Consider the following 23,182-nt stretch of genomic DNA (forward strand, 5'->3'; position numbering starts at 1 on the left):
TTAATGGGATCTGGGCCCGGGTCATCGTGACCGGGTTGGGAAACAGATCCGGAAGTTAACATCGGTTGGCGCACCCCTTTGCCTTCGGAATCGGGCCTTCGAAATCAAGAAGATGGTGCAAGGCCAAGACAACCGGGGTCAGACGGGCAGTGTAGCAGACCGCCCCCCCGCCCGAACAGGGACTATTGCGCCCGTTTTTGCCGGAAACCCCCTCCCCTGATGCCCTTGCCGTGCGCTTTCCCGGCAAGGGGCCTGAAGGACTTTCCTATCGCTTGCGCGGGCTCTGCTTGTCCAGCTCGTGCAGATAGTCGAGCTTCTGGGCTATCTGCTTCTCAAGCCCCCGCTCGGTGGGCTGATAGTACTGCTTGCCGGCAAGCTCCGGGGGGAAGTACTGCTCGCCGGCCGCATAGGCCCCCGGCTCGTCGTGGGCGTAGCGATACTCGGCGCCGTAGCCCAGCTCGCTCATCAGCTTGGTCGGTGCATTGCGAAGGTGCGGCGGCACCTCGAAGTCCGGCAGGTTCTTGGCGTCGTGAAGCGCCGCCTTCCAGGCGGTGTAGACCGCATTGCTCTTGGGGGCGCAGGCGAGGTAGACAATGGCCTGGGCGATGGCCCGCTCCCCTTCCGCCGGACCGATGCGATGGAAGCAGTCCCAGGCCGAGAGCGCCACCTGCATGGCACGGGGATCGGCGTTGCCCACATCTTCCGAGGCAATGGCCAGCAAGCGGCGGGCGATGTAGAGGGGATCGCAGCCGGCGCTCACCATACGGGCATACCAGTAGAGGGCTGCATCCGGTGCCGAGCCGCGAATGGACTTGTGCACCGCCGAGATGAGGTCGTAGAAGTGATCGCCGCCCTTGTCGAAACGGGCCACGTGCTCCCCCACCACGGCGGCGAGCAGGGTACTGTCGATCACCCGCGCCCCTGAGCTGTCGGCCTCGGCCATGTCGGCCAGGAGCTCCAGATAGTTCAGAGACTTGCGCCCGTCCCCGTCCACGGCTTTCGCCAGCGCCTCCTTGGCCCCGGGGGCAAAGCACAGGCTAGGGTCATTGAGCCCGCGAGCATCCTGCATCGCCTGATCGATCATGGCGAGGATGTCCTGCTCCTCCAGCCTCTTGAGCAGATAGACCCGGGCCCGGGAGAGCAGCGCGTTGTTGAGCTCGAACGAGGGGTTCTCGGTGGTGGCGCCGATGAAGGTGATGGTGCCGTCTTCGATGTGGGGCAGGAAGACATCCTGCTGGCTCTTGTTGAAGCGGTGGACTTCATCCACGAACAGGATGGTGCGCACCCCGCGCCAGCCGTTCTCCTTCGCCTTGTCGAGGGCCGCGCGGATCTCCTTGATGCCGGAGGTGACCGCCGAGAGCCGCTCCACCTCCGCCTGGCAGTAGTGGGCAACCAGTTCTGCCAGCGTGGTCTTGCCGGTGCCGGGGGGCCCCCAGAGGATCATGGAGTGGCAGTGCCCCGCCAGGATCGCTTTTCGCAGGGGCTTGTCCGGCCCCAGGATATGCTGCTGGCCGATGTACTGCTCGAGGGTTTGCGGCCGCATCCGGGCCGCCAGCGGACGAAAGTCCGAGGAGAAATCCAGGGATAAATTGCTCATCTGCATTGACCTTTCATCTGACCGGTCGTCCATGACGCCCGGTCAGACGATAGCACCGGTAACGGCTGGCTCATCAGCGCTGGTCGTCCAGCTCGACCCCCTTCGGGATCTTGAAGACAAATTCGTTGCCCTTGAGCACCGGCTTGCGGTTGAAGCTGCTCAGAGTGAACTCGCTCCACTGGCCCTGGGCTTCTTTCACATCGAAGCGACTGATGTTGTTCTGACGGTCGAAGGTGATGCGAAAGGAGGCGATCAACTCGTCCTTGTTGCGGCTGGTGACGGTGTAGACATCCCCTTCCTGGGTCACGTCATAGTTCTTCCAGAGGCTGTTGTCGTTGCCCGCGATGAGCACGAAGGGGGTGTTGAGCACCGCATCCTTCATCTTGAGGGCGGTGACCTGCTCGACGAAGGGATCGTACACCCACACATCCTTGCCATCGGCCACGATCAAACTCTCGTCCGGGGAGGTAGTGTGCCAGTTGAAGCGGTTGGGTCGCTGCACCAGCAGGGAGCCGCTCGCCTTTTGCAGCTCCTTGCCCTTGCTGTCATAGACGGTCTGGGCAAACGTCGCGGAGAAGACATTGACGGAGGAGAGCTTCTCCTTGAGATCGCTGGCCGCATCGGCCCACACCTGGCTGCTGGCAACCAGCAGAATGGAACCCATCAACAGTTGTTTTTTCATCAGGCTCTTCATAGGGAGGTTCTCGATAAAAGGCCACGCCCGCAGAGGGCATGGCCAGAATGATACAGGAGTTAGGCTTAGTCACGAACCGGCGGCGGTGCCAGCACGTCGCGCTGGCCGTTGCCGCCCGGGGCGCTGACGATGCCCTGGTTTTCCATCTGCTCGATGAGACGGGCCGCCCGGTTGTAACCAATCTTGAACTTGCGCTGGACGCTGGAGGTGGAGCCACGGCGGGATTCCACCACGAAGGCCACCGCCTCGTCGAACAGGGGATCGAGCTCTTCATCGCCGCCCCCGCCGAAGTCGCCACCGCCGCCCTCGCCGTCCGACTCGCCGGAGAGGATCTCGTCGATGTAATCCGGCTCACCACGCAGTTTCCAGTCCGCCACCACCTTGTGTACCTCGTGGTCATCGACGAAGGCACCGTGGACACGGGTGGGGTTGGAGGTGCCGGCAGGCATGTAGAGCATGTCACCCATGCCGAGCAGGGATTCGGCGCCCCCCTGGTCCAGGATGGTGCGCGAATCGATCTTGCTCGACACCTGGAAGGAAATACGGGTCGGGATGTTGGCCTTGATGAGGCCGGTAATGACATCCACCGACGGACGCTGGGTCGCGAGGATAAGGTGAATACCGGCCGCCCGCGCCTTCTGGGCGATACGGGCGATAAGCTCCTCCACCTTCTTGCCGACGATCATCATCATGTCGGCGAACTCGTCCACCACCACCACGATGTGGGGCAGTTTTTCCAGCTCCGGCGGCATCTGATCCATGGAGTCGCCCGGACGCCACAGGGGGTCGACCAGGGGATCCCCCGCCTCGATGGCGGCCAGCACCTTGTCGTTGTACCCCTTGAGGTTGCGCACCCCGACCGCGGACATCAGCTTGTAACGACGCTCCATCTCGCCTACGCACCAGCGCAGGGCGTTGGCGGCATCCTTCATGTCGGTGACCACCTCGGTCAGCAGATGCGGAATGCCTTCATAGACCGAGAGCTCCAGCATCTTGGGGTCGATCATGATGAAGCGCAGATCCTCGGGGGAGGATTTGTAGAGCATGGAGATGATCATGGTGTTCACCCCCACCGACTTGCCCGAGCCCGTGGTACCAGCCACCAGCAGGTGGGGCATCTTGGCGAGGTTCACCACCACGGGTTCCCCCGCGATGTCCTGACCCAGCCCCATGGTGAGCGGATTGCGGCTGGCCGCGAACGCCTCGCAGTCGAGGGTTTCCCGCAGGTAGACGGTCTGGCGTACCCGGTTGGGCAGCTCGATCCCGACGAACGTCTTGCCCGGGATCACTTCCACCACCCGCACGCTGCTGGCAGAGAGAGAACGGGCGAGATCCCGGGAAAGATTGGTGATCTTGCTCGCCTTCATGCCCGGCGCCAGGTCCAGTTCGAAGCGGGTAATGACGGGACCGGGATAGACGCCCACCACCTTGGCCTGCACGTTGTAATCGGCGAGCTTCGCCTCCACCAGCCGGCCCATGCGCTCCAGCTCGTCCTTGCTCATCATCTGGGTCTTGGCGGGCGGTCTGTCCAGCAGATCGATACTCGGCAAAGGGGCCAGACCGGGCTGGGGACGGCGCTTGGCTTTCACCGGCGCAGCGGCAACGGGAGCGTCGGGTTCGTCATCCCCCTCCGCCCAGGGCAAGTCGAGGTCATCTTCTTCCTGGCGCACGGCGGGACGCGGACGGCCATTGGCCACACGCTTGCCCTTGGCGGCAGGCGCCGGAGCCTCGTCCTCTTCGTCGTCAAACTGCGGATCAAACTGGAAGGTGTCTTCGTCAAGCTCCGGCAGCCATTCGTCAGCTTTTGTCTTTTGAGCGCGATTCTTCGCCTTGGGGTTGCGTGTCCAGCTGCCATGGGGGTCTTCGTCATCCTCTTCCTGATCGAAGCTGCCCACGCCCCCTTCCAGCAGGGGATCCGGCCCCTCATAGCGGGGCTGGCGCCAGCCACCGGTGAGCCAGCGGCCCAGGGTGGTGGGGAAATGGTAGATGGCGCTGACTGAGCCGGTGCAGGCGGCACCGATGCGCTCGACAATGGTGAGCCAGGACCAGCCGGTAAAGAGGGTGATGCCGGTCGCCACGAAGCAGAGCAGCATCAGGTTTGCCCCCACGCCGCCAAACAGCGGCACCACGGCTGAGGCGATCACATCCCCCACCAGGCCGCCGGCGGAAAAGTTCTGCAAGTCGTTGAAGTTCATGCTGGCGATGGCGGACATGCCAAGCACCGTCAGCACGAAGCCGATGATCCGTACCGACAGGGTGAGGTAGTCCACTTCCAGCAGCTTGCTCGGGCGCCAGAACAGGCTCCAGCCAAGCAGCACCACCAGGGGGGGCACCAGATAGGAGAAGGCCCCGAAGGTAAACATGGTGATGTCGGCGAGCCAGGCACCTGCGCTGCCCGCGAGGTTCTTCACCTCCCCTTGCCAGGAGGTTTGCGACCAGCCGGGATCGGCGGGATGGTAGGTCAGCAGGGCAAGCAAAAGATAGGCAGCCATCAGGGTGATGGCGATCAAGACGGCCTCGAAGATCCGTTGTGTACCTGATAAAGGAGTAAACAGCTTTTTATCGGCCAAACTCCGGCTCCTTTGTGAAAACATGAATGCGGGGATAGGGGGCCTAGTATCCCTGAAAAGCCCACCGATTGTCAGCCAGTGCCTGAGGGCGGGCCTGAAACTCTCTATAAGAAGAAACGAGCGGACCGGCCGCTCGTTTCTGACTATCGTGACTCGTCATGGAACTTGCAAGTCACAGCACAACCCCGCTTATCGGGTGCTGATCACCAGACGACTGCTCTGTTTGACCTCTTCCATCACCACGTAGGTGCGGGTGTCGTTGACGCCCGGCAGACGCAGCAGGGTTTCACCCAGCAGGCGGCGGTAAGCGGACATGTCGCTGACGCGGGTCTTGAGCAGATAGTCGAAATCACCGGACACCAGATGGCACTCCTGGATCTCTTCGAGCACCTGAACAGCCTTGTTGAACTGCTCGAACACATCGGGGGCGCCACGATTGAGGGTAATTTCCACGAACACCAGCAGAGACGCGTCCAGATAATGAGGGTTCAGAATGGCGGCATATCCTTCGATATACCCTTGTCGCTCCAGGCGACGAACCCGTTCCAGACACGGTGTGGGACTCAGGCCAACTCGTTTGGACAACTCAACGTTCGAAATCCTGCCATCCTTTTGCAGTTCATTCAGAATGTTGCGGTCAATCCTGTCCAAATCCTTTAGCCGACTCTTAGCTTCCATCATTTAATTCCATCCTTTGGCTATTTTTTGGTAAGAATCACCAGTCATTTTATAATAATGGTCACAAATCCTGTCAATACCTGAATATACTAGGCGCAAATGTCGCTTAACATCTAGGCAACATAAACCACCAATCGATAGACGAGGGATAGCATGATTATCGGTGTACCTAAGGAAATAAAAAACCATGAATATCGCGTAGGCATGGTTCCGGCCAGTGTACGTGAACTGACAGCACGAAACCATACTGTTTTCGTCCAAAGCGGCGCAGGAAATGGCATTGGGTTCAGTGACGCAGATTATCTGGCTGCCGGAGCCGAGATCCTAGCCTCCGCTGCCGAAGTTTTCGCCAAGGCGGAGATGATCGTCAAGGTCAAGGAACCCCAGGCAGTGGAACGGGCCATGCTGCGTCCCGGCCAGACCCTCTTTACCTATCTGCATCTGGCGCCGGACCTGGCCCAGACCCAGGATCTCATCGACAGTGGTGCCGTCTGCATCGCCTATGAAACCGTCACAGACGGTCGTGGCGGTCTGCCCCTGCTGGCCCCCATGTCGGAAGTGGCCGGACGCATGTCTATTCAGGCCGGAGCCCAGGCACTGGAGAAATCCCGTGGCGGCAGCGGCGTGCTGCTCGGCGGTGTGCCCGGTGTGGAACCGGCCAAGGTGGTGATCATCGGTGGTGGTGTGGTGGGCTCCAACGCAGCCCGCATGGCCGTCGGCCTGCGTGCCGACGTCACCATCCTCGACAACAACGTCGATACCCTGCGCCGTCTCGACAGCGAGTTCCAAGGGGCTGCCAAGGTGGTCTACTCCAACCGCGAGACCCTGGAGCGCCATCTGCTGGCGGCGGACCTGGTCATCGGCGGCGTGCTGGTGCCTGGCGCCACTGCGCCAAAACTTGTCAGCCGTGACCACATTGCTCGCATGAAACCCGGTGCAGCCATCGTGGACGTGGCCATCGACCAGGGCGGCTGTGTCGAGACCTCCCATGCCACCACCCATGAAGATCCCACCTTCATCGTCGACGAAGTGGTGCACTACTGCGTGGCCAACATGCCGGGTGCCGTGGCGCGGACCTCCACCGTGGCCCTGAACAACGCCACCCTCCCCTTCATCATCAAGCTGGCCGAACAGGGCTATCGCAACGCACTGCTCGCCGATCCCCACCTGTTGCACGGTCTGAACGTGATGGCGGGCAAAATCACCTGCAAGGAGGTTGCCGTGGCCCACAACCTGGCTTACACGGATCCCCTGACCCTGCTGAACTGATCGCGTCCCTGCAAAGGGAGGTAGATGAGTGAAAATCCGCCCGCGATGGGCGGTTTTTTTATGCCTGCCATCCCCGGCTCACCCCTCTTGTTGGCGATTGCCCCAATCGATGCGCTGGCCTTTGACCACGGATCACGAATTACCTACAATCGCGCAAACTCATCACGTCTCGGAAATCACATCATGAGCCAAGTCACTCACAGCAAACTGCTGATCCTGGGATCCGGTCCGGCAGGTTACACTGCGGCCGTCTATGCCGCTCGCGCCAACCTCAATCCCCTGCTCATCACCGGCATGCAGCAAGGTGGTCAGCTGACCACCACCACCGAAGTGGAAAACTGGCCAGGGGACGCGGAAGGGCTGACCGGCCCGGCCCTGATGGAGCGCATGAAAGAGCATGCAGAGAAGTTCGATACCCGCATCCTCTTTGATCACATCAATGAAGTGACGCTGACCGAGCGTCCCTTCCGCCTCAAGGGTGACAACGGGGAATACACCTGCGATGCGCTGATCCTCGCCACCGGCGCCTCCGCCAAATACCTGGGTCTGCCCTCCGAAGAGGCCTTCAAGGGCCGCGGCGTCTCCGCCTGCGCCACCTGTGACGGCTTCTTCTACCGCAACCAGGAAGTGGCCGTGGTCGGCGGTGGCAACACCGCCGTGGAAGAGGCACTCTATCTGGCCAACATCGCCAAGAAGGTGCACCTCATTCATCGCCGCGACGAGTTCCGCGCCGAGAAGATCCTGATCAAGCGCCTCAACGACAAGGTCGAGAGCGGCAATATCGTCCTGCACACCCATCAGACCCTGGACGAAGTACTGGGTGACGACATGGGCGTCACCGGCGTGCGCCTGCGCAGCACCCGGGATGACACCACCTCCGAGCTGCCGCTGATGGGGGTCTTCATCGCCATCGGTCACCAGCCCAACACCCAGATCTTCGAAGGGCAGCTGGCCATGGAAAACGGCTATCTGAAAGTGCGTGGCGGACTGGAAGGGTTCGCAACCCAGACCAGCATCCCGGGCGTGTTCGCCGCCGGCGACGTGGCCGATCACGTCTACCGCCAGGCGATCACCTCCGCAGGAACCGGCTGCATGGCCGCCCTCGATGCAGAGCGATATCTGGACGCACAATAATCGGAAGGATATAAAGGGCATGCCAGTTGGCATGCCCTTTTTTATTGCAAGGAGCAGGATGAAACGAAAAATAATGATAGTGGAAGACAGCCTGACGGTACGCCGCATGCTGACCCAGGCCATTGCGCAGCAGACCGGGCTGGAAATCGACGCCTTCGATACCCTTGAAGGGGCTCGCGATTGCCATGGGGAAGATTATGTGGTCGCCCTGGTGGATCTCACCCTGCCGGACGCCCCCGGCGGAGAAGCTGTCAATGTGCTGAGGGAGCGTGGGTTGCCGGTGGTGATCCTGACGGCCGACATCAGCGAAGAGAAGCGGGAAGCCTGGCTGGAAGCCGGGGTGCTGGACTATGTGATGAAGGATTCACGTCACTCCCTGCAATATGCCGTCGGTCTGGTGCACCGCCTCTACCTCAACCAGGCCATCGAAGTCTTGGTGGTCGACGATTCACGCACCTCCCGTCACCGCACCGCGGCCCAGTTGCGCAAGCAGTTGTTGCAGGTGCACGAGGCCAATTCAGCCCGCGATGCGCTGGCGCAGCTCGAGCAGCACCCCGCCATTCGCCTGATGCTGGTAGACTACTACATGCCGGAGATCGACGGCATCAGCCTGGTGCGAATGCTGCGCGAGCGCTACAGCAAGCAGCAGCTCGCCATTATCGGCATCTCGGTATCGGACAAACATGGCCTCTCGGCACGCTACCTCAAGCAAGGGGCGAATGATTTTCTCAATCAGCCCTTTGAACCCGAGGAGCTGCAGTGCCGGGTCAGCCACAACCTGGAGGCCCTTGAGCAGTTCAACAACATCCAGGAATCGGCCAACCGAGACTACCTGACCGGGCTTTACAACAGACGCTACTGGTTCAACGAGGGTCAAAAGTGGTTCGAGGAGCATCAGCGCCATCAGGCGCAGCTCTCCCTGTGCGTGCTCGACGTGGATCACTTCAAGCAGGTCAATGATCACTGGGGGCACGCCATCGGCGATCAGCTGCTCTGTCATCTGGCCAGGCTGCTCACCCAGTTCTTCCCGGATGCCATGATAGCCCGATTCGGTGGTGAAGAATTTGCCCTGATGGTGCCACACTGCCCCGTTCCCGTGCTGCTCAAGCGACTGGAAGGGCTTCGTCTGCAAATGCGTCAGCAACCGCTGTCGCGGGAGATATCGCTCTTTGTACGCGCCAGTTTCGGCGTCATCAATGTCGGGCGGCTCTCCATGGACGAGGCGCTGAGCGAGGCAGATCGCCAGTTGTATCAGGCAAAGAATACCGGGCGAGACAAGATAGTCTGTCAGGACGTCTGAGCAAGCATCAGCAGAGGCACTCCGTGTAGTACCGCCCGGCGCCCCTTGTGTGGCGGCCGCCGGGTCAATCCCTTCTTCACCGTTCAATAGGTTTTGTCGACCCGCACCCCATCGCTGAAATAGAGGATGCGCACCTTGTCGCCCTGCGCAAAGACCATGGCCGGATCGTAATCCTGGATCACGTTGATGAGCCCGTTCTGCTCGTTGCGGATCAGCAGCTCCACCAACTTGTTCTCCACCACGCTGCCCCCTGACTGAAACTGCTGCACCGCCGCCGCTCCCGCCAGCGCTCCGACCGCTGTGGCAATCTCCCGCCCGTGCCCACCGCCAAACTGGTTGCCGAGCAGCCCGCCAAGCACGGCCCCTCCCAGAGTTTTCCAGCCGGAATGCTCTGATTCCACCATCTGGCGCTGGGTGATGTTGCGCACCGCATCCACCTGGCCGAAGACCACCTGCTCCACCGGACGCGCCGTGTTGCGTTCATACACCGCACTCCAGGCCGGCGCCGTGACAAAGCCAAGTAAGCTGGATACTATCAGGATAATGGCCTTCATCTATGAACCTCTGCCTTATGTCTCGCTATCTTACCGAACTGGATGATGAGCTGTGCTGGTTTCCCTCCCCCAGCCATGCGCTGGAAGAGCCCAACGGGCTGCTCGCGATTGGGGGAGATCTCTCCCCCGCTCGATTGCTGGCAGCTTACCACAGCGGGATCTTTCCGTGGAATGAACCCCATCAGCCACTGCTGTGGTGGTCACCGGACCCCAGGGGAGTCATCGTGCCCGAGGAACTCCACATCGGCCGCAGCCTGCAGAAGTGTTTGCGCCGCACACCCTTCGAGATTTACATCAATCGCGCCTTTGATGACGTCATTGCAGCCTGCGCCGCCCCCCGTCGCACCGCCAGCGGCACCTGGATAAGTGCCCCCATGATCGACGCCTATCGGTGCCTTCATCGCCTCGGTCATGCCCACTCCATCGAAATCTGGCAGGATGATCAGCTGCAGGCAGGCCTCTATGGCCTCTCCCTGGGCCGACTATTTTGTGGTGAATCCATGTTCAGCCGCATCGACAATGGCGCCAAACTGGCCATGGTGGCCCTCTGTCGCCACTTTGCAGGGCACGGCGGGGCCCTCATCGACTGCCAGATGCAAAACGACTTTCTGGCCACGCTGGGTGTCCAGGAGTGGCCAAGGCAGCGCTTTCTGACCACCCTGGCCACCCTGACCCGGCAATCGTTGCAAGATGGATGCTGGCAACCGAGGAGAATCAGCCTGTGAGTGAAGAAGTGATCCTCAAGGTCGGGCTGACCCCCAGGCACCCGTGCAGCTACCTCGGTCACGAGCAGGAGCAGTTGCTGGTCCTGATGGACCATGAACTGCTCAACGCCGCCGGGTACGAACGGCTGCTGACGGCAGGATTCCGGCGCAGTGGCAACGACATCTATCGTCCTCACTGTCCCGCCTGCAGCGCCTGCCAATCCTTGCGCATACACAGTGAACGCTTCATCCCGAGCCGTGGGCAGAAGCGCATCCGCCAGTTGAACCGGGATCTCGAGCTCGTGCTGAGCTATGACGACAAGCCCGAGTATTACCAGCTCTATGAACGCTATATCCGTGAGCGCCATAGGGATGGCAGCATGTATCCACCGAGCCGGACCCAATACAAGGGGTTCCTGCACTGTGACTGGATGCCCCCCCTCTATCTGGAGATGCGCAAGGAGGGACGCCTCATCGGCGTGGCCACCACGGATCTGCTTCCCCACTCTCTGAGCGCAATGTACACCTTCTTCGACCCCGACTATGCCGACCGGTCGCTCGGCACCTTCGCCATCCTGAGCCAGTTGGAACTGGCCAGACGGACCGGTCGTCAGTGGCTCTATCTGGGGTATCTGGTGGAGGAGTGCCGCAAGATGAATTACAAGCGCCAATACCTGCCCCATGAGCTGCTGGTACAGGGCGAATGGAAAAAAATCGACACCAAGCCCGAGTAAACTTTACACATAGCCTTAAATCCGGCATGATCCAGCGGTTTTTTGTTGTGGCTTATCAAGAGGATTCAATGGCTAAAGAAGACAGTATTGAGATGCAGGGTACCATTCTCGAAACCTTGCCCAATACCATGTTCCGTGTGGAACTGGAAAATGGTCACGTGGTTATCGCTCATATTTCCGGCAAGATGCGCAAAAACTACATCCGTATCCTGACTGGGGACAAAGTAACGGTGGCTCTGACTCCGTACGATCTCTCCAAGGGACGTATTGTTTTCCGCTCTCGCTAAGCCAGGAATTCAGCAAAAAACCCCAGCCTCTCGGTTGGGGTTTTTTGTCATTTCCGGCCTTGCTCACAGTCAGTGAGAGACAGCTTCAACGTTGACCTGAAAATCAAAGCTGAGGCTGTTGTTCACCAGCTCGACCTTCACAATGCCGCCATCGACCAGGGAACCGAACAGGATCTCGTTGGCCAGGGGCTTCTTGAGGTGCTCCTGAATGACCCGGCCCATGGGTCTTGCCCCCATTGCCCTGTCATACCCTTTCTCTGCCAACCAGTGGCGCGCCTCTTCAGACACCTCCAGTGAAACGCCCTTGGCATCCAGCTGAACCTGCAGCTCGACGATGAACTTGTCAACCACCTGATGGATCACTCCCATGTCGAGATGGTTGAACCAGATGGTGTGATCGAGCCGGTTGCGGAACTCCGGACTGAACGTCTTGTTGATCACCGCCATGGCATCGTGGCTCATGTCCTGCTGCTGGAAGCCGATGGACTTGCGCTGGGTTTCCTGAACCCCTGCGTTGGTGGTCATCACCAGGATCACATTGCGAAAATCTGCCTTGCGCCCGTTGTTGTCCGTCAGGGTACCGTTGTCCATCACCTGCAGCAGCAGGTTGAAGACATCCGGGTGCGCCTTCTCGATCTCGTCAAGCAGCACGACGGAGTGCGGATGCTTGAGGACGGAGTCGGTCAACAGCCCTCCCTGCTCGAATCCCACGTAACCGGGAGGAGCCCCGATCAACCGGGACACGGTATGGCGTTCCATGTATTCCGACATGTCAAATCGCAATACCTCGACCCCGAGCGCCTTGCCAAGTTGCTGGGTCACTTCGGTCTTGCCCACCCCGGTCGGGCCGGCAAACAGGAAGCTGCCCACAGGTCGGCGTTCGTTGCCAAGCCCTGAACGTGACAACCGAATGGCATCGGTCAGCACCTCGATGGCCTTGTCCTGCCCGAACACCACCATCTTGAGATTACGCTCCAGGTTCTTCAGCACCTCCTTGTCGGAGGAGGAGACAGATTTCTCGGGAATACGGGCAATCTTGGCAACAATGGCCTCGATTTCCGGCACATTGATCACTTTCTTGCGCTTGCTGACGGGCAAGAGGCGTTGCCCTGCACCCGCTTCGTCGATGACGTCGATGGCCTTGTCAGGCAGATGGCGATCATTGATGTACTTGGCGGAGAGCTCCACCGCCGCCCGGATCGCCTTGACGGTGTAACGCACGCCATGGTGAGACTCATAACGGCTCTTGAGTCCCATCAGAATGCGAGTGGTGTCGTCTACTGTGGGTTCGACGATGTCGATCTTCTGGAAGCGGCGAGCAAGGGCCCTGTCCTTCTCGAAGATCTGGGCATATTCCTGGTAGGTGGTGGAGCCCACGCAGCGCAGCAAACCATTGGAGAGCAGCGGCTTGATGAGGTTGGCCGCATCCAGCTGCCCACCGGAAGCCGCACCAGCGCCAATGATGGTGTGGATCTCGTCGATGAAGAGGATGGCCCCCTCCTGACGTTCGATCTGCTTGAGCAGCACCTTGAGGCGCTTCTCGAAGTCACCACGATACTTGGTGCCCGCCAGCAGGGAGCCCATGTCCAGGGAGTAGATGGTGCTACCCGCAATCACCTCGGGCACATCCCCCTTGACGATACGGTAGGCAAGCCCTTCGGCGATGGCGGTCTTGCCCACGCCGGCTTCCCCGACCAGCAAGGGGTTGTTCTTGCGGCGGCGGCACAATACCTGAATGGTGCGATTGAGCTCCTGATCACGGCCGATGAGCGGATCGATGCGCCCCTCCAGCACCAGCTGGTTGAGGTTGGTGGCAAAGCTTTCTATCTGGGCAGAGGATACCTCGTCATCAGATTCCGCATTGTTGCCACCACTCTCGGGCTTGTTGTCCTTGCGCACCCCGTGGGACAGGAAGTTCACCACATCCAGGCGGCTTATTTCGGCTTTTTTCAGGAAATAGGCGGCCTGGGACTCTTGTTCGCTGAAGATGGCAACCAGGACATTGGCACCGCTCACCTCGGTATTGCCGGACGACTGGACATGGAAGACGGCACGTTGCAGCACGCGCTGGAAGCCCAGCGTCGGCTGGGTTTCCCTGTCTTCGTCGTCACGGGGGATGAGCGGGGTCGTTTGATTGATGAAGGCGCGGATCTCTTTGCGCATCTGTTCCACATCCGCACCACATGAACTCAGCGCCTCATGGGCTGAGCTGTTATCCAGCAGGGCCAACAACAGGTGCTCGACGGTCATGAATTCGTGGCGCTCGTCACGGGCCAGTTTGAAAGCCTCGTTCAGCGTCTTTTCTAGATCTTTGTTCAACATAGGCACCTCCCCTCAGTACAGCAACAATGCGGTGTCGTTATCGCCATCAAGTCATCAGATTCAAGCCTTTTCCATGGTACATAGCAGTGGATGTTCGTTGTTACGTGAATAGGTGTTGACCTGGACCACTTTGGTCTCGGCAATCTCAGCGGTAAATGTGCCGCAGACTCCCTTACCACTATAATGCACGCTCAGCATCACCTGAGTGGCCTTCTCCAGATCCATACCAAAGAACCTTTGCAGCACCTCCACCACGAACTCCATCGGTGTGTAGTCGTCGTTGTTCAGGACGACCTTGTACATGGGTGGCGGTTGCAGCTTCGTTTTCTCTGCTTCTGCAATCTCTTCATTAGCAAAGAGTTCTTTCTGCTTGCTCATAGTTGCGCTTTGGTACCTCTAGATTACTACCGTGTCGCTCAAGATTGTCAATAGACTTGTTAACCAGATCACATCGGTTGTTAACAACTTCTTGACTCGCTTAAAAGTTGGACTAGATTGGTTACTTGCTAATCGGCGCCCGTCTGCTACGGGGTCATGCCCTAGTTATATAAGGCTGGCGCAGGTTACTCAACGACTTCAGGGTAATCAATAAAAGGATGTAGATGTATGGCAACCGGAACAGTCAAGTGGTTCAACAACGCAAAAGGATTTGGGTTTATCTGTCCGGAAGGCGGTGGTGAAGACATCTTCGCTCACTACTCCACGATTCAAATGGAAGGTTACAAGACCTTGAAAGCAGGTCAGGCAGTCAACTTTGAACTGCAGCAGGGGCCGAAAGGAAATCATGCCTCTGTCATCGTGCCAAACGAAGCACAGAACATCTAAGAGTCAAACTGGATAAATTAAAAAGCGGCATCCCAAGGGATGCCGCTTTTTTATGGACAGACACGAAGAGGGGAACAAGAAAGGCAAGGCCTTCCCTGTTCCCTGCTGCCGCTACCTCAGCGGGCCAGCAGGATGTTGAGCATGCGGCGCAGCGGCTCGGCGGCGCCCCACAGCAGTTGGTCACCCACGGTAAAGGCGGCCAGGTACTCCGGGCCCATGTTGAGCTTGCGCAGACGACCGACCGGGATGCTGAGGGTGCCGGTAACGGCAGCCGGGGTCAGCTCGCGGGCGGTGATGTCGCGATCGTTGGGGATCACCTTGACCCAGTCGTTGTGGGCGGCCAGCAGGGCTTCGATTTCGGCCAGCGGCACGTCTTTTTTCAGCTTGATGGTGAAGGCCTGGCTGTGGCAGCGCAGGGCGCCGATGCGCACGCACAGACCATCCACCGGAATGGCGGCGTTTTCGATACCGAGGATCTTGTTGGTCTCGGCCTGGCCTTTCCACTCTTCACGGCTCTGGCCGTTGTCGAGCTTGGTGTCGATCCAGGGGATGAGGCCACCGGCCAGCGGCACACCGAAGTTGTCCACCGGCAGGGTGCCGGAGCGGGTCTTCTCGGTGATCTTGCGCTCGATGTCGAGGATGGCGGAGGCGGGATCCGCCAGCTCCACCGCCACTTCATCCCGCAGCATGCCCATCTGGGTGACCAGCTCGCGCATGTGGCGGGCACCACCACCGGAGGCCGCCTGATAGGTGGCCACGCTCACCCACTCCACCAGATCGGCCTTGAACAGGCCACCCAGGGCCAGCAGCATCAGGCTGACGGTGCAGTTGCCGCCAACGAAGGTCTTGATGCCGTTGTTCAGGGCATCCTCGATGACGTCGCCGTTGACCGGATCCAGGATGATGACAGCGTCCTTCTCCATGCGCAGGGAGGAGGCGGCGTCAATCCAGTAGCCCTGCCAGCCGGCGGCTTTCAGACGCGGATAAACATCCTTGGTGTAGTCGCCGCCCTGGGCGGTGATGATGACGTCCTGTGCGGCCAGCGCCTCGAGATCGAAGGCGTCCTGCAAGGTGCCGGCATCGACACCAAAATTGGGGGCGGCCTCACCGGCCTGGGAGGTGGTGAAGAAGGTGGGTTGAATGCGGGCAAAATCCTTCTCTTCCTGCATCCGGCTCATCAAGACCGAACCCACCATGCCACGCCAACCGACCAAACCTACTTTTTTCATAATGTCCTACCCTGGATAGCTGCTTATAGAAATCGTGTGTGGTACCCGTGACCCCTGCCTTGGCGCCAGCCGTTTACAAGGGATTCACAATATATGAGTTGCAAAAAATGCGTCTGTCCACATTACGGATTGTGACGGCGGGCGCAAGTCGAATTGCGCAATATTCTGTGCCATTCGCTGCAATATCCGTCGGCCTGGCCGACCTGCGGGCAGCCGGTTGGCATCCTGCCTCCAGTTGGGGCATCATTGAGACCGACCGGCAGCCCCGCTGCCCCTCGGGGACGGCCCCGAGGCCTCCTGATACGCAGGGACGACCCTGCTTCCTGCGGAATCTGCTTTATGTCCTGGTTGCTCCTGCTGTTGGCCGGCCTGTTCGAGGTCGCCTGGGCCATCGGCCTCAAATACACCGACGGTTTCAGCCGTCCCCTGCCCACCCTGCTGACCCTGATCGCCATGGGGGTGAGCGTGCTGCTGCTCGCCATGGCGGTCAAACAGTTGCCCCTTGGTACCGCCTACGCGGTCTGGACCGGTATCGGCGCGGTCGGCACCGTGCTGATGGGGATCTGGCTGTTCAACGAACCGGCCACCCTCGCCCGGGTGCTCTGCCTGCTGCTGATCATCGGCGGGATCCAGGGTCTGAAATTCATCGGTTAGGCGCGCTGAAAGGGCCGGGTACACCGGCCCCGACGTGGCAAGCTCCAGGGGGCGATGTCAGCCCGGCGTGTTGCTGTGTTCCTCTGCTTGCTGATGTGTTCGCAGGCGGTGGGTAAAGGCGGGTGGCACAGACGTGGCATGGCGAGCAAGATCCGCCCCATGACCGCCCGGGCGAGCATGGGGTGCCTCCTTTTATCTTTTCGTCTGCTCCTTCAATCACTCCACCAACGTCTGCTCGATGCGAGCCCCAGGCATCATCTGCGTGAGACCGGCAATCAGCCTGTCGCCGGCCTCCCACAAGGCCGTGCGCGGCATCGGCGGCAGACACTCCAGAATGAACCACATCCGGGGGGAAGAGAGGCTCAGGCGAGTGCGGATCCCCTGGCGCCAGTTCCAGCGGCGACAGGTGACGCCGAGATCGTCCCGCCACACCACCTCTCCGGGAGCTGGTGCCTCCTGGATTGGCAGCCCTTCTTTGAGGGTGTCAAAGCATTCGCTGCCATCGGCAATCACCAGGCGCGGCGTCCCCACATAGGCCGCCAGATCCTCCCCGCCCACGGGAATGGCATACTCGATGCTGATGGCGTTGTAGAGATCCACCACGGGATCGATGGCGGGCAAGACGCCATCGCGCAGCACCCGCTTGCGCAGTGCCTGGGCCGAGCAGGGCGTGCGGGCAGGCTTGGCGCCAAACCCCTTGAACACCTGATCCCAGGCGGCCAGATGTTCAAGGGCCCAGGGGGCCTCGTCGGTGCCAAGGGCCGCACATGCCCGGGCCAGGGCCCGCTCCCCCACCAGAGTGTCAATCACGGGGGCGGCTTCCACCACGATGCTGAGGGCACAAAAACCCGGCGCCAACCTGGCTATCTCGGGGTCTATACGGGGGATCATCGGGAACATTCAGCACTCCTGGTCAAGGCTCATCAAGACGGGGGGGCGGAACGGGCACGGGCGTTCCCCTCTTTTCCTTCCCCCGCCAACGGTTGACGCCATGATGAAGGGCACAGGGTCATAATAAAATTTACTTTATCTTAATTATGTTAAGTAAAACTGATGACCCAACCCTCTTTCCCATGAAAAATCGCCGCCCCGCAGCGCACCGCCCAGCCCCACTACCACACCCCGCCCATCCAATGCAGCCCTGGGCAAGCCCACACCATTGCCCTGGCCGCTTTCCCCGTCACTCATGCTATTATCTGCGTCCAAACATGAGCCCATAAAATCAGGATATTGTGATGACCGACCACACTTTTATTCCCGGCAAGGACGCAGCGCTGGAAGATTCCATCGAACGCTTCCAGACCAAGCTGCAAGCCCTGGGGTTTGATATCGAAGAGGCCTCCTGGCTCAACCCCGTGCCCAACGTATGGTCCGTGCACATCCGGGACAAGGAGTGCGCTCTCTGCTTCACCAACGGCAAGGGTGCCAGCAAGAAGGCGGCGCTCGCCTCCGCCCTTGGCGAATATTTCGAGCGTCTCTCCACCAACTACTTCTTCGCCGACTTCTACTTGGGCGAGCAGGTAGCCAATGGCGACTTCGTCCACTACCCGAACGAGAAGTGGTTCCCCATCGAGGGGGATCAGCTTCCCACTGGTCTGCTCGACTCCTTCACCCGCAAGTTCTACAACCCGGACGGTGAAGTGACCGCCGACATGCTGGTGGACCTGCAATCCGGCAACGAGGAACGCGGCATCGTCGCCCTGCCCTTCGAGCGCCAGTCTGATCACCAGACCGTCTACATCCCGATGAACATCGTCGGCAACCTGTATGTTTCCAACGGCATGAGCGCCGGCAACACCCGCACCGAAGCCCGCACCCAGGGGCTGTCGGAGGTGTTCGAGCGCCACGTGAAGAACAAGATCATCGCCGAGGCCATCAGCCTGCCCCAGATCCCGGGCGAGGTCATCGCCCGTTACCCCGGCATCAAGGCGTCCATCGATGCACTGGAGGCCGAAGGCTTCCCCATCTACAGCTTCGATGCCTCCCTCGGCGGCCGTTATCCGGTCATCTGCGTGGTGCTGCTCAACCCGAGCAACGGCACCTGCTTTGCCTCCTTCGGCGCCCACCCGCGCTTCGAGGTCGCCTTCGAGCGCACCGTCACCGAACTGCTGCAAGGGCGCAGCCTCAAGGATCTGGACGTCTTCGTGCCGCCGTCGTTCGACAACGAGCAGGTGGCGGATCACCACAACCTGGAGACCCACTTCATCGACTCCTCCGGCCTCATCAGCTGGGATCTGTTCAAGGAAGAGTCCGACTTCGAGTTTGCCGACTGGGACTTCCGTGGCACCTCGCAAGAGGAGTTCGACCACCTGATCGGCATCTTCCACGAGCTGGAGCAGCCGGTCTACATCGCCGACTACGAGCACCTGGGGGTCTACGCCTGCCGTATTCTGGTGCCCGGCATGTCCGACATCTATCCGGTGGAAGATCTGCTACTGGCCAACAACACCATGGGGGCCCACCTGCGGGAGACCATCCTGGCGCTGCCGGCGCTCGAGTGGGACGCAGAGCAGTACATGGCCCTGTTCGACCAGCTGGATGAAGAGGGTCACGACGAGCGGACCCGGGTGCGCGAGCTGCTCGGCATCGCCGCCGCCAAGGGCACTGCCCTGCACACCCTGCGCGTCGGTGAGCTCAAAGCCATGCTGGCGCTGGCCGCAGGCGACCTGGAGAGCGCCCTCGACCTCATCGACTGGACCATGGAGTTCAACCAGTCGGTGTTCCCGGCGGATCGGGCCGCTTACTACCGCGCCCTGCGCGCCTGCGTCGAGCTCTTCCTGGACGAGGAACGCGACCCCGAGCAGTACCGCCCGGTGTTCGCCCGCATGTTCGGGGAAGAGACCCTGGCACAGGCGTGGGCCAACGCCCGCGGCGAGGCGCGCTTCCACGGGTTGGAAGCCGCCGATCTCTCCCTCTCCCAGTTCCCGCTGCACCAGAAACTGCTGGCCGCTTACGAGAAATTGCAAAAAGCCAAACGAATCCACACCTGGAACTGATATGCTGATATGACGAAGGGGCCCTGAGGGCCCCTTCTGTTTTATGGTCTACGCTTTGGCTGGCCGTGCCACAAAGATGAAATAAAAGACAAAAAATACCTCTTAGGGGGTTGTTAATTTGGCACTCATGGTGCAGTGCGGCCGCAAAGGTGCCTGGCCGGTACTTTTTTAAGGGTGTCCTTTATAAGTTCTTAAAAATCATAAAATTAATAACAGACTCATTTCTGTTTCACCTGAAACCTGGTGTAAAGAAACGCTTCCGGATGGCGAAAAATCCTGTAGTAAAATTACATTCACAATCTGTAATTCTTGATCGGAGTCAATTTTGGGGATCAGCCCCTTTGTTATGATTTCCACAGGCAAAATATGCAGGTACTGAGAATTGAAAGCAGAATCTCCCTTTGATTGTCTGAAGCCCGAAGCCATCGCCGCCCTGGCCGAAGACATTACCTATGCCAAGGCCACCAAGCCCGCATACAAGGTCATTCCCCTGGCCATCACCGCTGGCGCCTTCATCGCCATCGCCTTCGTCTTCTATATCACCGTCACCACGGGCTCAAGCGGCATGGCCTGGGGCATGTCCAAGCTGGTGGGCGGCATCTGCTTCTCCCTCGGTCTCATCCTCTGCGTCCTGCTCGGCGCCGAACTGTTCACCTCCACTACCCTCACCCTGGTAGCCAAGGCGGCGAATCGCATCAGCTGGGCCCAGTTGCTCAAGAACTGGGGACTGGTCTACTTCGGCAACCTCATCGGCGGTCTCATCATCGTCGGCCTCATCATCATGTCGGCGGAATACACGGCAGCGGATGGCCAGTGGGGGCTGAACGCCATGAAAGTGGCCCAGCACAAGATACATCACACCTTCTTCGAGGCCGTGGCCCTTGGCATCCTCTGCAACCTCATGGTGTGTCTCGCCGTGTGGATGGCCTTCGGCGCCCGCAGCGCCACCGACAAGGTGATGGTGATGCTGCTCCCCGTCGCCATGTTCGTGGCCTCCGGTTTTGAGCACAGCATCGCAAACATGTTTATGATCCCGGTCGGTATCGCCATCCACAGCGTCGCGAGCCCGGAATTCTGGCAGGCCATCGGCCAGGATCCGGCAACCTTTGCCGACCTGACCGTGTCCAACTTCGTCCTGCACAACCTCATCCCTGTCACCATCGGTAATATCATTGGTGGTGGCGTCATGGTTGGGCTGACTTACTGGTTTATCTTCCGTCGCCATCATTAAGGATGGCGGCAGACACATAAATACCTTGAGAGGTAATGAAAATGGCAGAACTTAACGAACAGTTCCAAAAAGCATGGGAAGGCTTCGCAGCCGGTGAATGGCAGACCTCTGTCAACACCCGTGACTTCATCCAGAAGAACTACACCCCGTATGAAGGTGACGAGTCCTTCCTGGCTGGCGCGACCGAAGCCACCACCAAGCTGTGGGACAAGGTCATGGAAGGCATCAAGATCGAGAACCGCACTCACGCGCCGGTCGATTTTGATACCGACCTGCCCTCCACCATTACCGCTCACGATGCCGGCTATATCGACCAGAGCCTGGAGCAAATCGTTGGTCTGCAGACCGACAAGCCGCTCAAGCGCGCCATCATCGCCAACGGCGGTATCAAGATGGTCAAGACCTCTTGCGAAGTGTACGGTCGCCAGCTTGACCCCATGGTCGAGAAGATCTTCACCGAGTACCGCAAGACTCACAACCAGGGCGTGTTCGACGTCTACACCAAAGACATCCTGAACTGCCGCAAGTCCGGCGTCATCACCGGTCTGCCGGATGCCTACGGCCGTGGCCGTATCATCGGTGACTACCGTCGTGTTGCCCTGTACGGTATCGACTTCCTGATGGCCGACAAACTGGCTCAGTTCAAGTCCCTGCAGGCTGACCTGGAAAACGGTGTCAACCTGGAAGCCACCATCCGTCTGCGCGAAGAGATCTCCGAGCAGCACCGTGCCCTGGCCCAGATGAAGGTGATGGCTGCCAAATATGGCTGCGACATCTCCGTACCGGCCAAGACCGCCAAAGAAGCCGTACAGTGGACCTACTTCGCCTACCTGGCGGCGGTCAAGTCCCAGAACGGCGCGGCCATGTCCTTCGGTCGTACCTCCAGCTTCCTGGACATCTACATCGAGCGTGACCTGCAGAAAGGCCTGATCACTGAGCAAGAAGCCCAGGAGCTGATGGACCACATGGTCATGAAGCTGCGTATGGTTCGCTTCCTGCGTACCCCGGAATACGATTCACTGTTCTCCGGCGACCCGATGTGGGCGACCGAGACCCTGGCCGGTATGGGCGTTGACGGCCGTACCCTGGTCACCAAGAACAGCTTCCGTATGCTGAACACCCTGTACACCATGGGCCCGTCCCCTGAGCCGAACCTGACCATCCTGTGGTCCGAGAAGCTGCCGGTCGGTTTCAAGAAGTACTGCGCCAAGGTATCCATCGAGACCTCTTCCGTTCAGTACGAGAACGACGACCTGATGCGTCCGGACTTCAACAACGATGACTACGCCATCGCTTGCTGTGTGTCCCCGATGATCGTCGGCAAACAGATGCAGTTCTTCGGTGCCCGTGCCAACCTGGCCAAGACCATGCTGTATGCAATCAACGGCGGTATGGACGAGAAGCTCAAGATCCAGGTCGGTCCGAAGACCGAAATGGTCACCTCCGAGTACCTCGACTACAACGACGTGATGGACAGACTGGATCACTTCATGGACTGGCTGGCCAAGCAGTACGTGGCCGCGCTGAACATCATCCACTACATGCACGACAAGTACAGCTACGAAGCCTCCCTGATGGCGCTGCACGACCGTGACGTCTATCGCACCATGGCCTGTGGTATCGCCGGTCTGTCCGTAGCCGCTGACTCCCTGTCTGCCATCAAGTACGCCAAGGTCAAGCCGGTACGTGATGCCGATGGCGTCTCCATCGACTTCGAAATCGAAGGCGAGTACCCGCAGTTCGGCAACAACGACGCTCGCGTCGATGACATCGCCTGCGACCTGGTCGAGCGCTTCATGAAGAAGATTCAGAAGCTGAACACCTACCGTGGTGCCGTGGCTACCCAGTCCGTGCTGACCATCACCTCCAACGTGGTGTACGGCAAGAAGACCGGTAACACCCCGGATGGTCGTCGCGCCGGTGCGCCGTTCGGCCCGGGTGCCAACCCGATGCACGGTCGTGATCAGAAGGGTGCCGTTGCTTCCCTGACGTCCGTTGCCAAGCTGCCGTTCGCCTACGCCAAAGATGGTATCTCCTATACCTTCTCCATCGTGCCGAATGCCCTGGGCAAAGACATGGAAGCCCAGAAAGCCAACCTGGCCGGCCTGATGGATGGTTACTTCCACCACGAAGCCAACCTGGAAGGTGGTCAGCACCTGAACGTCAACGTGATGAACCGTGAAATGCTGCTGGACGCCATGGAAAACCCGGAGAAATATCCGCAGTTGACCATCCGCGTATCCGGTTATGCCGTTCGCTTCAACTCCTTGACCAAGGAGCAACAGCAAGACGTCATCACCCGTACCTTCACCGCCTCTCTGTAATAGAGTCTCGGAGAACAAAAACCGGCGCCCAGGCGCCGGTTTTTTTATGCCTGATAGTCAGGGAGCATCGGCCTGAACCT

20 protein-coding genes are annotated in these 23,182 nt (G+C 59.7%); 11 read left to right on the top strand and 9 right to left on the bottom strand.

Annotated elements, in window-relative coordinates:
- Positions 1-265 precede the first annotated feature (265 nt).
- The 4 genes from AB5Y59_RS01590 to lrp all read right to left on the bottom strand — a co-directional run bounded on the left by AB5Y59_RS01590 (position 266) and on the right by lrp (position 5,542).
- On the bottom strand, positions 266-1,603 hold the full coding sequence (locus tag AB5Y59_RS01590; protein ID WP_167825495.1) for a replication-associated recombination protein A: 1,338 nt from the start codon (positions 1,601-1,603) through the stop codon (positions 266-268).
- Between the two features lie 67 nt (positions 1,604-1,670).
- Positions 1,671-2,279: an outer membrane lipoprotein chaperone LolA gene (lolA, locus tag AB5Y59_RS01595; protein ID WP_039039163.1), complete on the bottom strand. Its 609-nt coding sequence runs from the start codon at positions 2,277-2,279 to the stop codon at positions 1,671-1,673.
- A gap of 77 nt (positions 2,280-2,356) precedes the next feature.
- The gene (locus tag AB5Y59_RS01600; RefSeq protein ID WP_041211364.1) at positions 2,357-4,861 is read right to left on the bottom strand and encodes a DNA translocase FtsK; all 2,505 of its coding nucleotides are present in this window, start codon (positions 4,859-4,861) and stop codon (positions 2,357-2,359) included.
- 189 nt (positions 4,862-5,050) lie between these two features.
- A complete protein-coding gene (gene lrp, locus AB5Y59_RS01605; protein ID WP_005300047.1) occupies positions 5,051-5,542 on the bottom strand; it encodes a leucine-responsive transcriptional regulator Lrp in 492 nt (163 codons plus the stop codon).
- A 150-nt stretch (positions 5,543-5,692) separates the two neighbouring features.
- On the opposite strand from lrp, the gene ald reads away from it, so the two are divergent.
- The 3 genes from ald to AB5Y59_RS01620 all read left to right on the top strand — a co-directional run bounded on the left by ald (position 5,693) and on the right by AB5Y59_RS01620 (position 9,242).
- Positions 5,693-6,808, top strand: coding sequence for an alanine dehydrogenase (gene ald / locus AB5Y59_RS01610; RefSeq protein ID WP_010674517.1), 1,116 nt, complete (start codon positions 5,693-5,695; stop codon positions 6,806-6,808).
- A 183-nt stretch (positions 6,809-6,991) separates the two neighbouring features.
- Positions 6,992-7,942, top strand: a complete 951-nt coding sequence (gene trxB / locus AB5Y59_RS01615; protein ID WP_010674516.1) for a thioredoxin-disulfide reductase — start codon at positions 6,992-6,994, stop codon at positions 7,940-7,942.
- 58 nt (positions 7,943-8,000) lie between these two features.
- The gene (locus tag AB5Y59_RS01620; protein ID WP_029314438.1) at positions 8,001-9,242 is read left to right on the top strand and encodes a diguanylate cyclase; all 1,242 of its coding nucleotides are present in this window, start codon (positions 8,001-8,003) and stop codon (positions 9,240-9,242) included.
- Between the two features lie 83 nt (positions 9,243-9,325).
- On the opposite strand, the gene AB5Y59_RS01625 is transcribed toward AB5Y59_RS01620, so the two are convergent.
- The gene (locus AB5Y59_RS01625) at positions 9,326-9,796 is read right to left on the bottom strand and encodes a glycine zipper 2TM domain-containing protein (protein WP_041211363.1); all 471 of its coding nucleotides are present in this window, start codon (positions 9,794-9,796) and stop codon (positions 9,326-9,328) included.
- 17 nt (positions 9,797-9,813) lie between these two features.
- Here AB5Y59_RS01625 and aat point away from each other — a divergent pair, with 17 nt between their 5' ends.
- The 3 genes from aat to infA all read left to right on the top strand — a co-directional run bounded on the left by aat (position 9,814) and on the right by infA (position 11,521).
- On the top strand, positions 9,814-10,521 hold the full coding sequence (gene aat, locus AB5Y59_RS01630; protein WP_045524929.1) for a leucyl/phenylalanyl-tRNA--protein transferase: 708 nt from the start codon (positions 9,814-9,816) through the stop codon (positions 10,519-10,521).
- Positions 10,518-11,234: an arginyltransferase gene (locus AB5Y59_RS01635; protein ID WP_045524744.1), complete on the top strand. Its 717-nt coding sequence runs from the start codon at positions 10,518-10,520 to the stop codon at positions 11,232-11,234. The genes aat and AB5Y59_RS01635 overlap by 4 nt, the downstream gene beginning before the upstream one ends.
- 68 nt (positions 11,235-11,302) lie before the next feature.
- On the top strand, positions 11,303-11,521 hold the full coding sequence (gene infA / locus AB5Y59_RS01640; protein ID WP_005300033.1) for a translation initiation factor IF-1: 219 nt from the start codon (positions 11,303-11,305) through the stop codon (positions 11,519-11,521).
- A gap of 69 nt (positions 11,522-11,590) precedes the next feature.
- Here infA and clpA read toward each other — a convergent pair whose 3' ends face one another.
- Positions 11,591-13,843 carry an ATP-dependent Clp protease ATP-binding subunit ClpA gene (gene clpA / locus AB5Y59_RS01645; protein WP_268452898.1) on the bottom strand — a complete coding sequence of 751 codons (2,253 nt, stop codon included), beginning with the start codon at positions 13,841-13,843 and terminating at the stop codon, positions 11,591-11,593.
- A 60-nt stretch (positions 13,844-13,903) separates the two neighbouring features.
- Positions 13,904-14,221, bottom strand: coding sequence for an ATP-dependent Clp protease adapter ClpS (gene clpS / locus AB5Y59_RS01650; RefSeq protein ID WP_005325410.1), 318 nt, complete (start codon positions 14,219-14,221; stop codon positions 13,904-13,906).
- A 228-nt stretch (positions 14,222-14,449) separates the two neighbouring features.
- Here clpS and cspD point away from each other — a divergent pair, with 228 nt between their 5' ends.
- Positions 14,450-14,668: a cold shock-like protein CspD gene (gene cspD / locus AB5Y59_RS01655; RefSeq protein ID WP_010674510.1), complete on the top strand. Its 219-nt coding sequence runs from the start codon at positions 14,450-14,452 to the stop codon at positions 14,666-14,668.
- A gap of 116 nt (positions 14,669-14,784) precedes the next feature.
- Here the strand turns inward: cspD and asd are convergent, their stop codons facing one another.
- Entirely contained in the window at positions 14,785-15,897 is a 1,113-nt protein-coding gene (asd, locus tag AB5Y59_RS01660; protein WP_042016283.1) for an aspartate-semialdehyde dehydrogenase, read from the bottom strand.
- 339 nt (positions 15,898-16,236) lie between these two features.
- On the opposite strand from asd, the gene sugE reads away from it, so the two are divergent.
- Complete coding sequence (sugE, locus tag AB5Y59_RS01665; RefSeq protein WP_368211353.1) at positions 16,237-16,551, top strand: quaternary ammonium compound efflux SMR transporter SugE; 315 nt, start codon at positions 16,237-16,239, stop codon at positions 16,549-16,551.
- A gap of 216 nt (positions 16,552-16,767) precedes the next feature.
- On the opposite strand, the gene AB5Y59_RS01670 is transcribed toward sugE, so the two are convergent.
- Complete coding sequence (locus AB5Y59_RS01670) at positions 16,768-17,451, bottom strand: B3/4 domain-containing protein (RefSeq protein ID WP_045524741.1); 684 nt, start codon at positions 17,449-17,451, stop codon at positions 16,768-16,770.
- A 335-nt stretch (positions 17,452-17,786) separates the two neighbouring features.
- Here AB5Y59_RS01670 and ycaO point away from each other — a divergent pair, with 335 nt between their 5' ends.
- The 3 genes from ycaO (at position 17,787) to pflB (ending at position 23,102) form a co-directional block, all read left to right on the top strand.
- A complete protein-coding gene (ycaO, locus tag AB5Y59_RS01675; protein ID WP_048207529.1) occupies positions 17,787-19,547 on the top strand; it encodes a 30S ribosomal protein S12 methylthiotransferase accessory factor YcaO in 1,761 nt (586 codons plus the stop codon).
- Positions 19,548-19,929: 382 nt separating this feature from the next.
- Complete coding sequence (focA, locus tag AB5Y59_RS01680) at positions 19,930-20,778, top strand: formate transporter FocA (protein ID WP_010674505.1); 849 nt, start codon at positions 19,930-19,932, stop codon at positions 20,776-20,778.
- Between the two features lie 41 nt (positions 20,779-20,819).
- Positions 20,820-23,102, top strand: coding sequence for a formate C-acetyltransferase (gene pflB / locus AB5Y59_RS01685; RefSeq protein WP_010674504.1), 2,283 nt, complete (start codon positions 20,820-20,822; stop codon positions 23,100-23,102).
- Positions 23,103-23,182 lie beyond the last annotated feature (80 nt).

Source organism: Aeromonas sp. s10 (assembly GCF_040907975.1).
GTDB lineage: Bacteria > Pseudomonadota > Gammaproteobacteria > Enterobacterales > Aeromonadaceae > Aeromonas > Aeromonas caviae.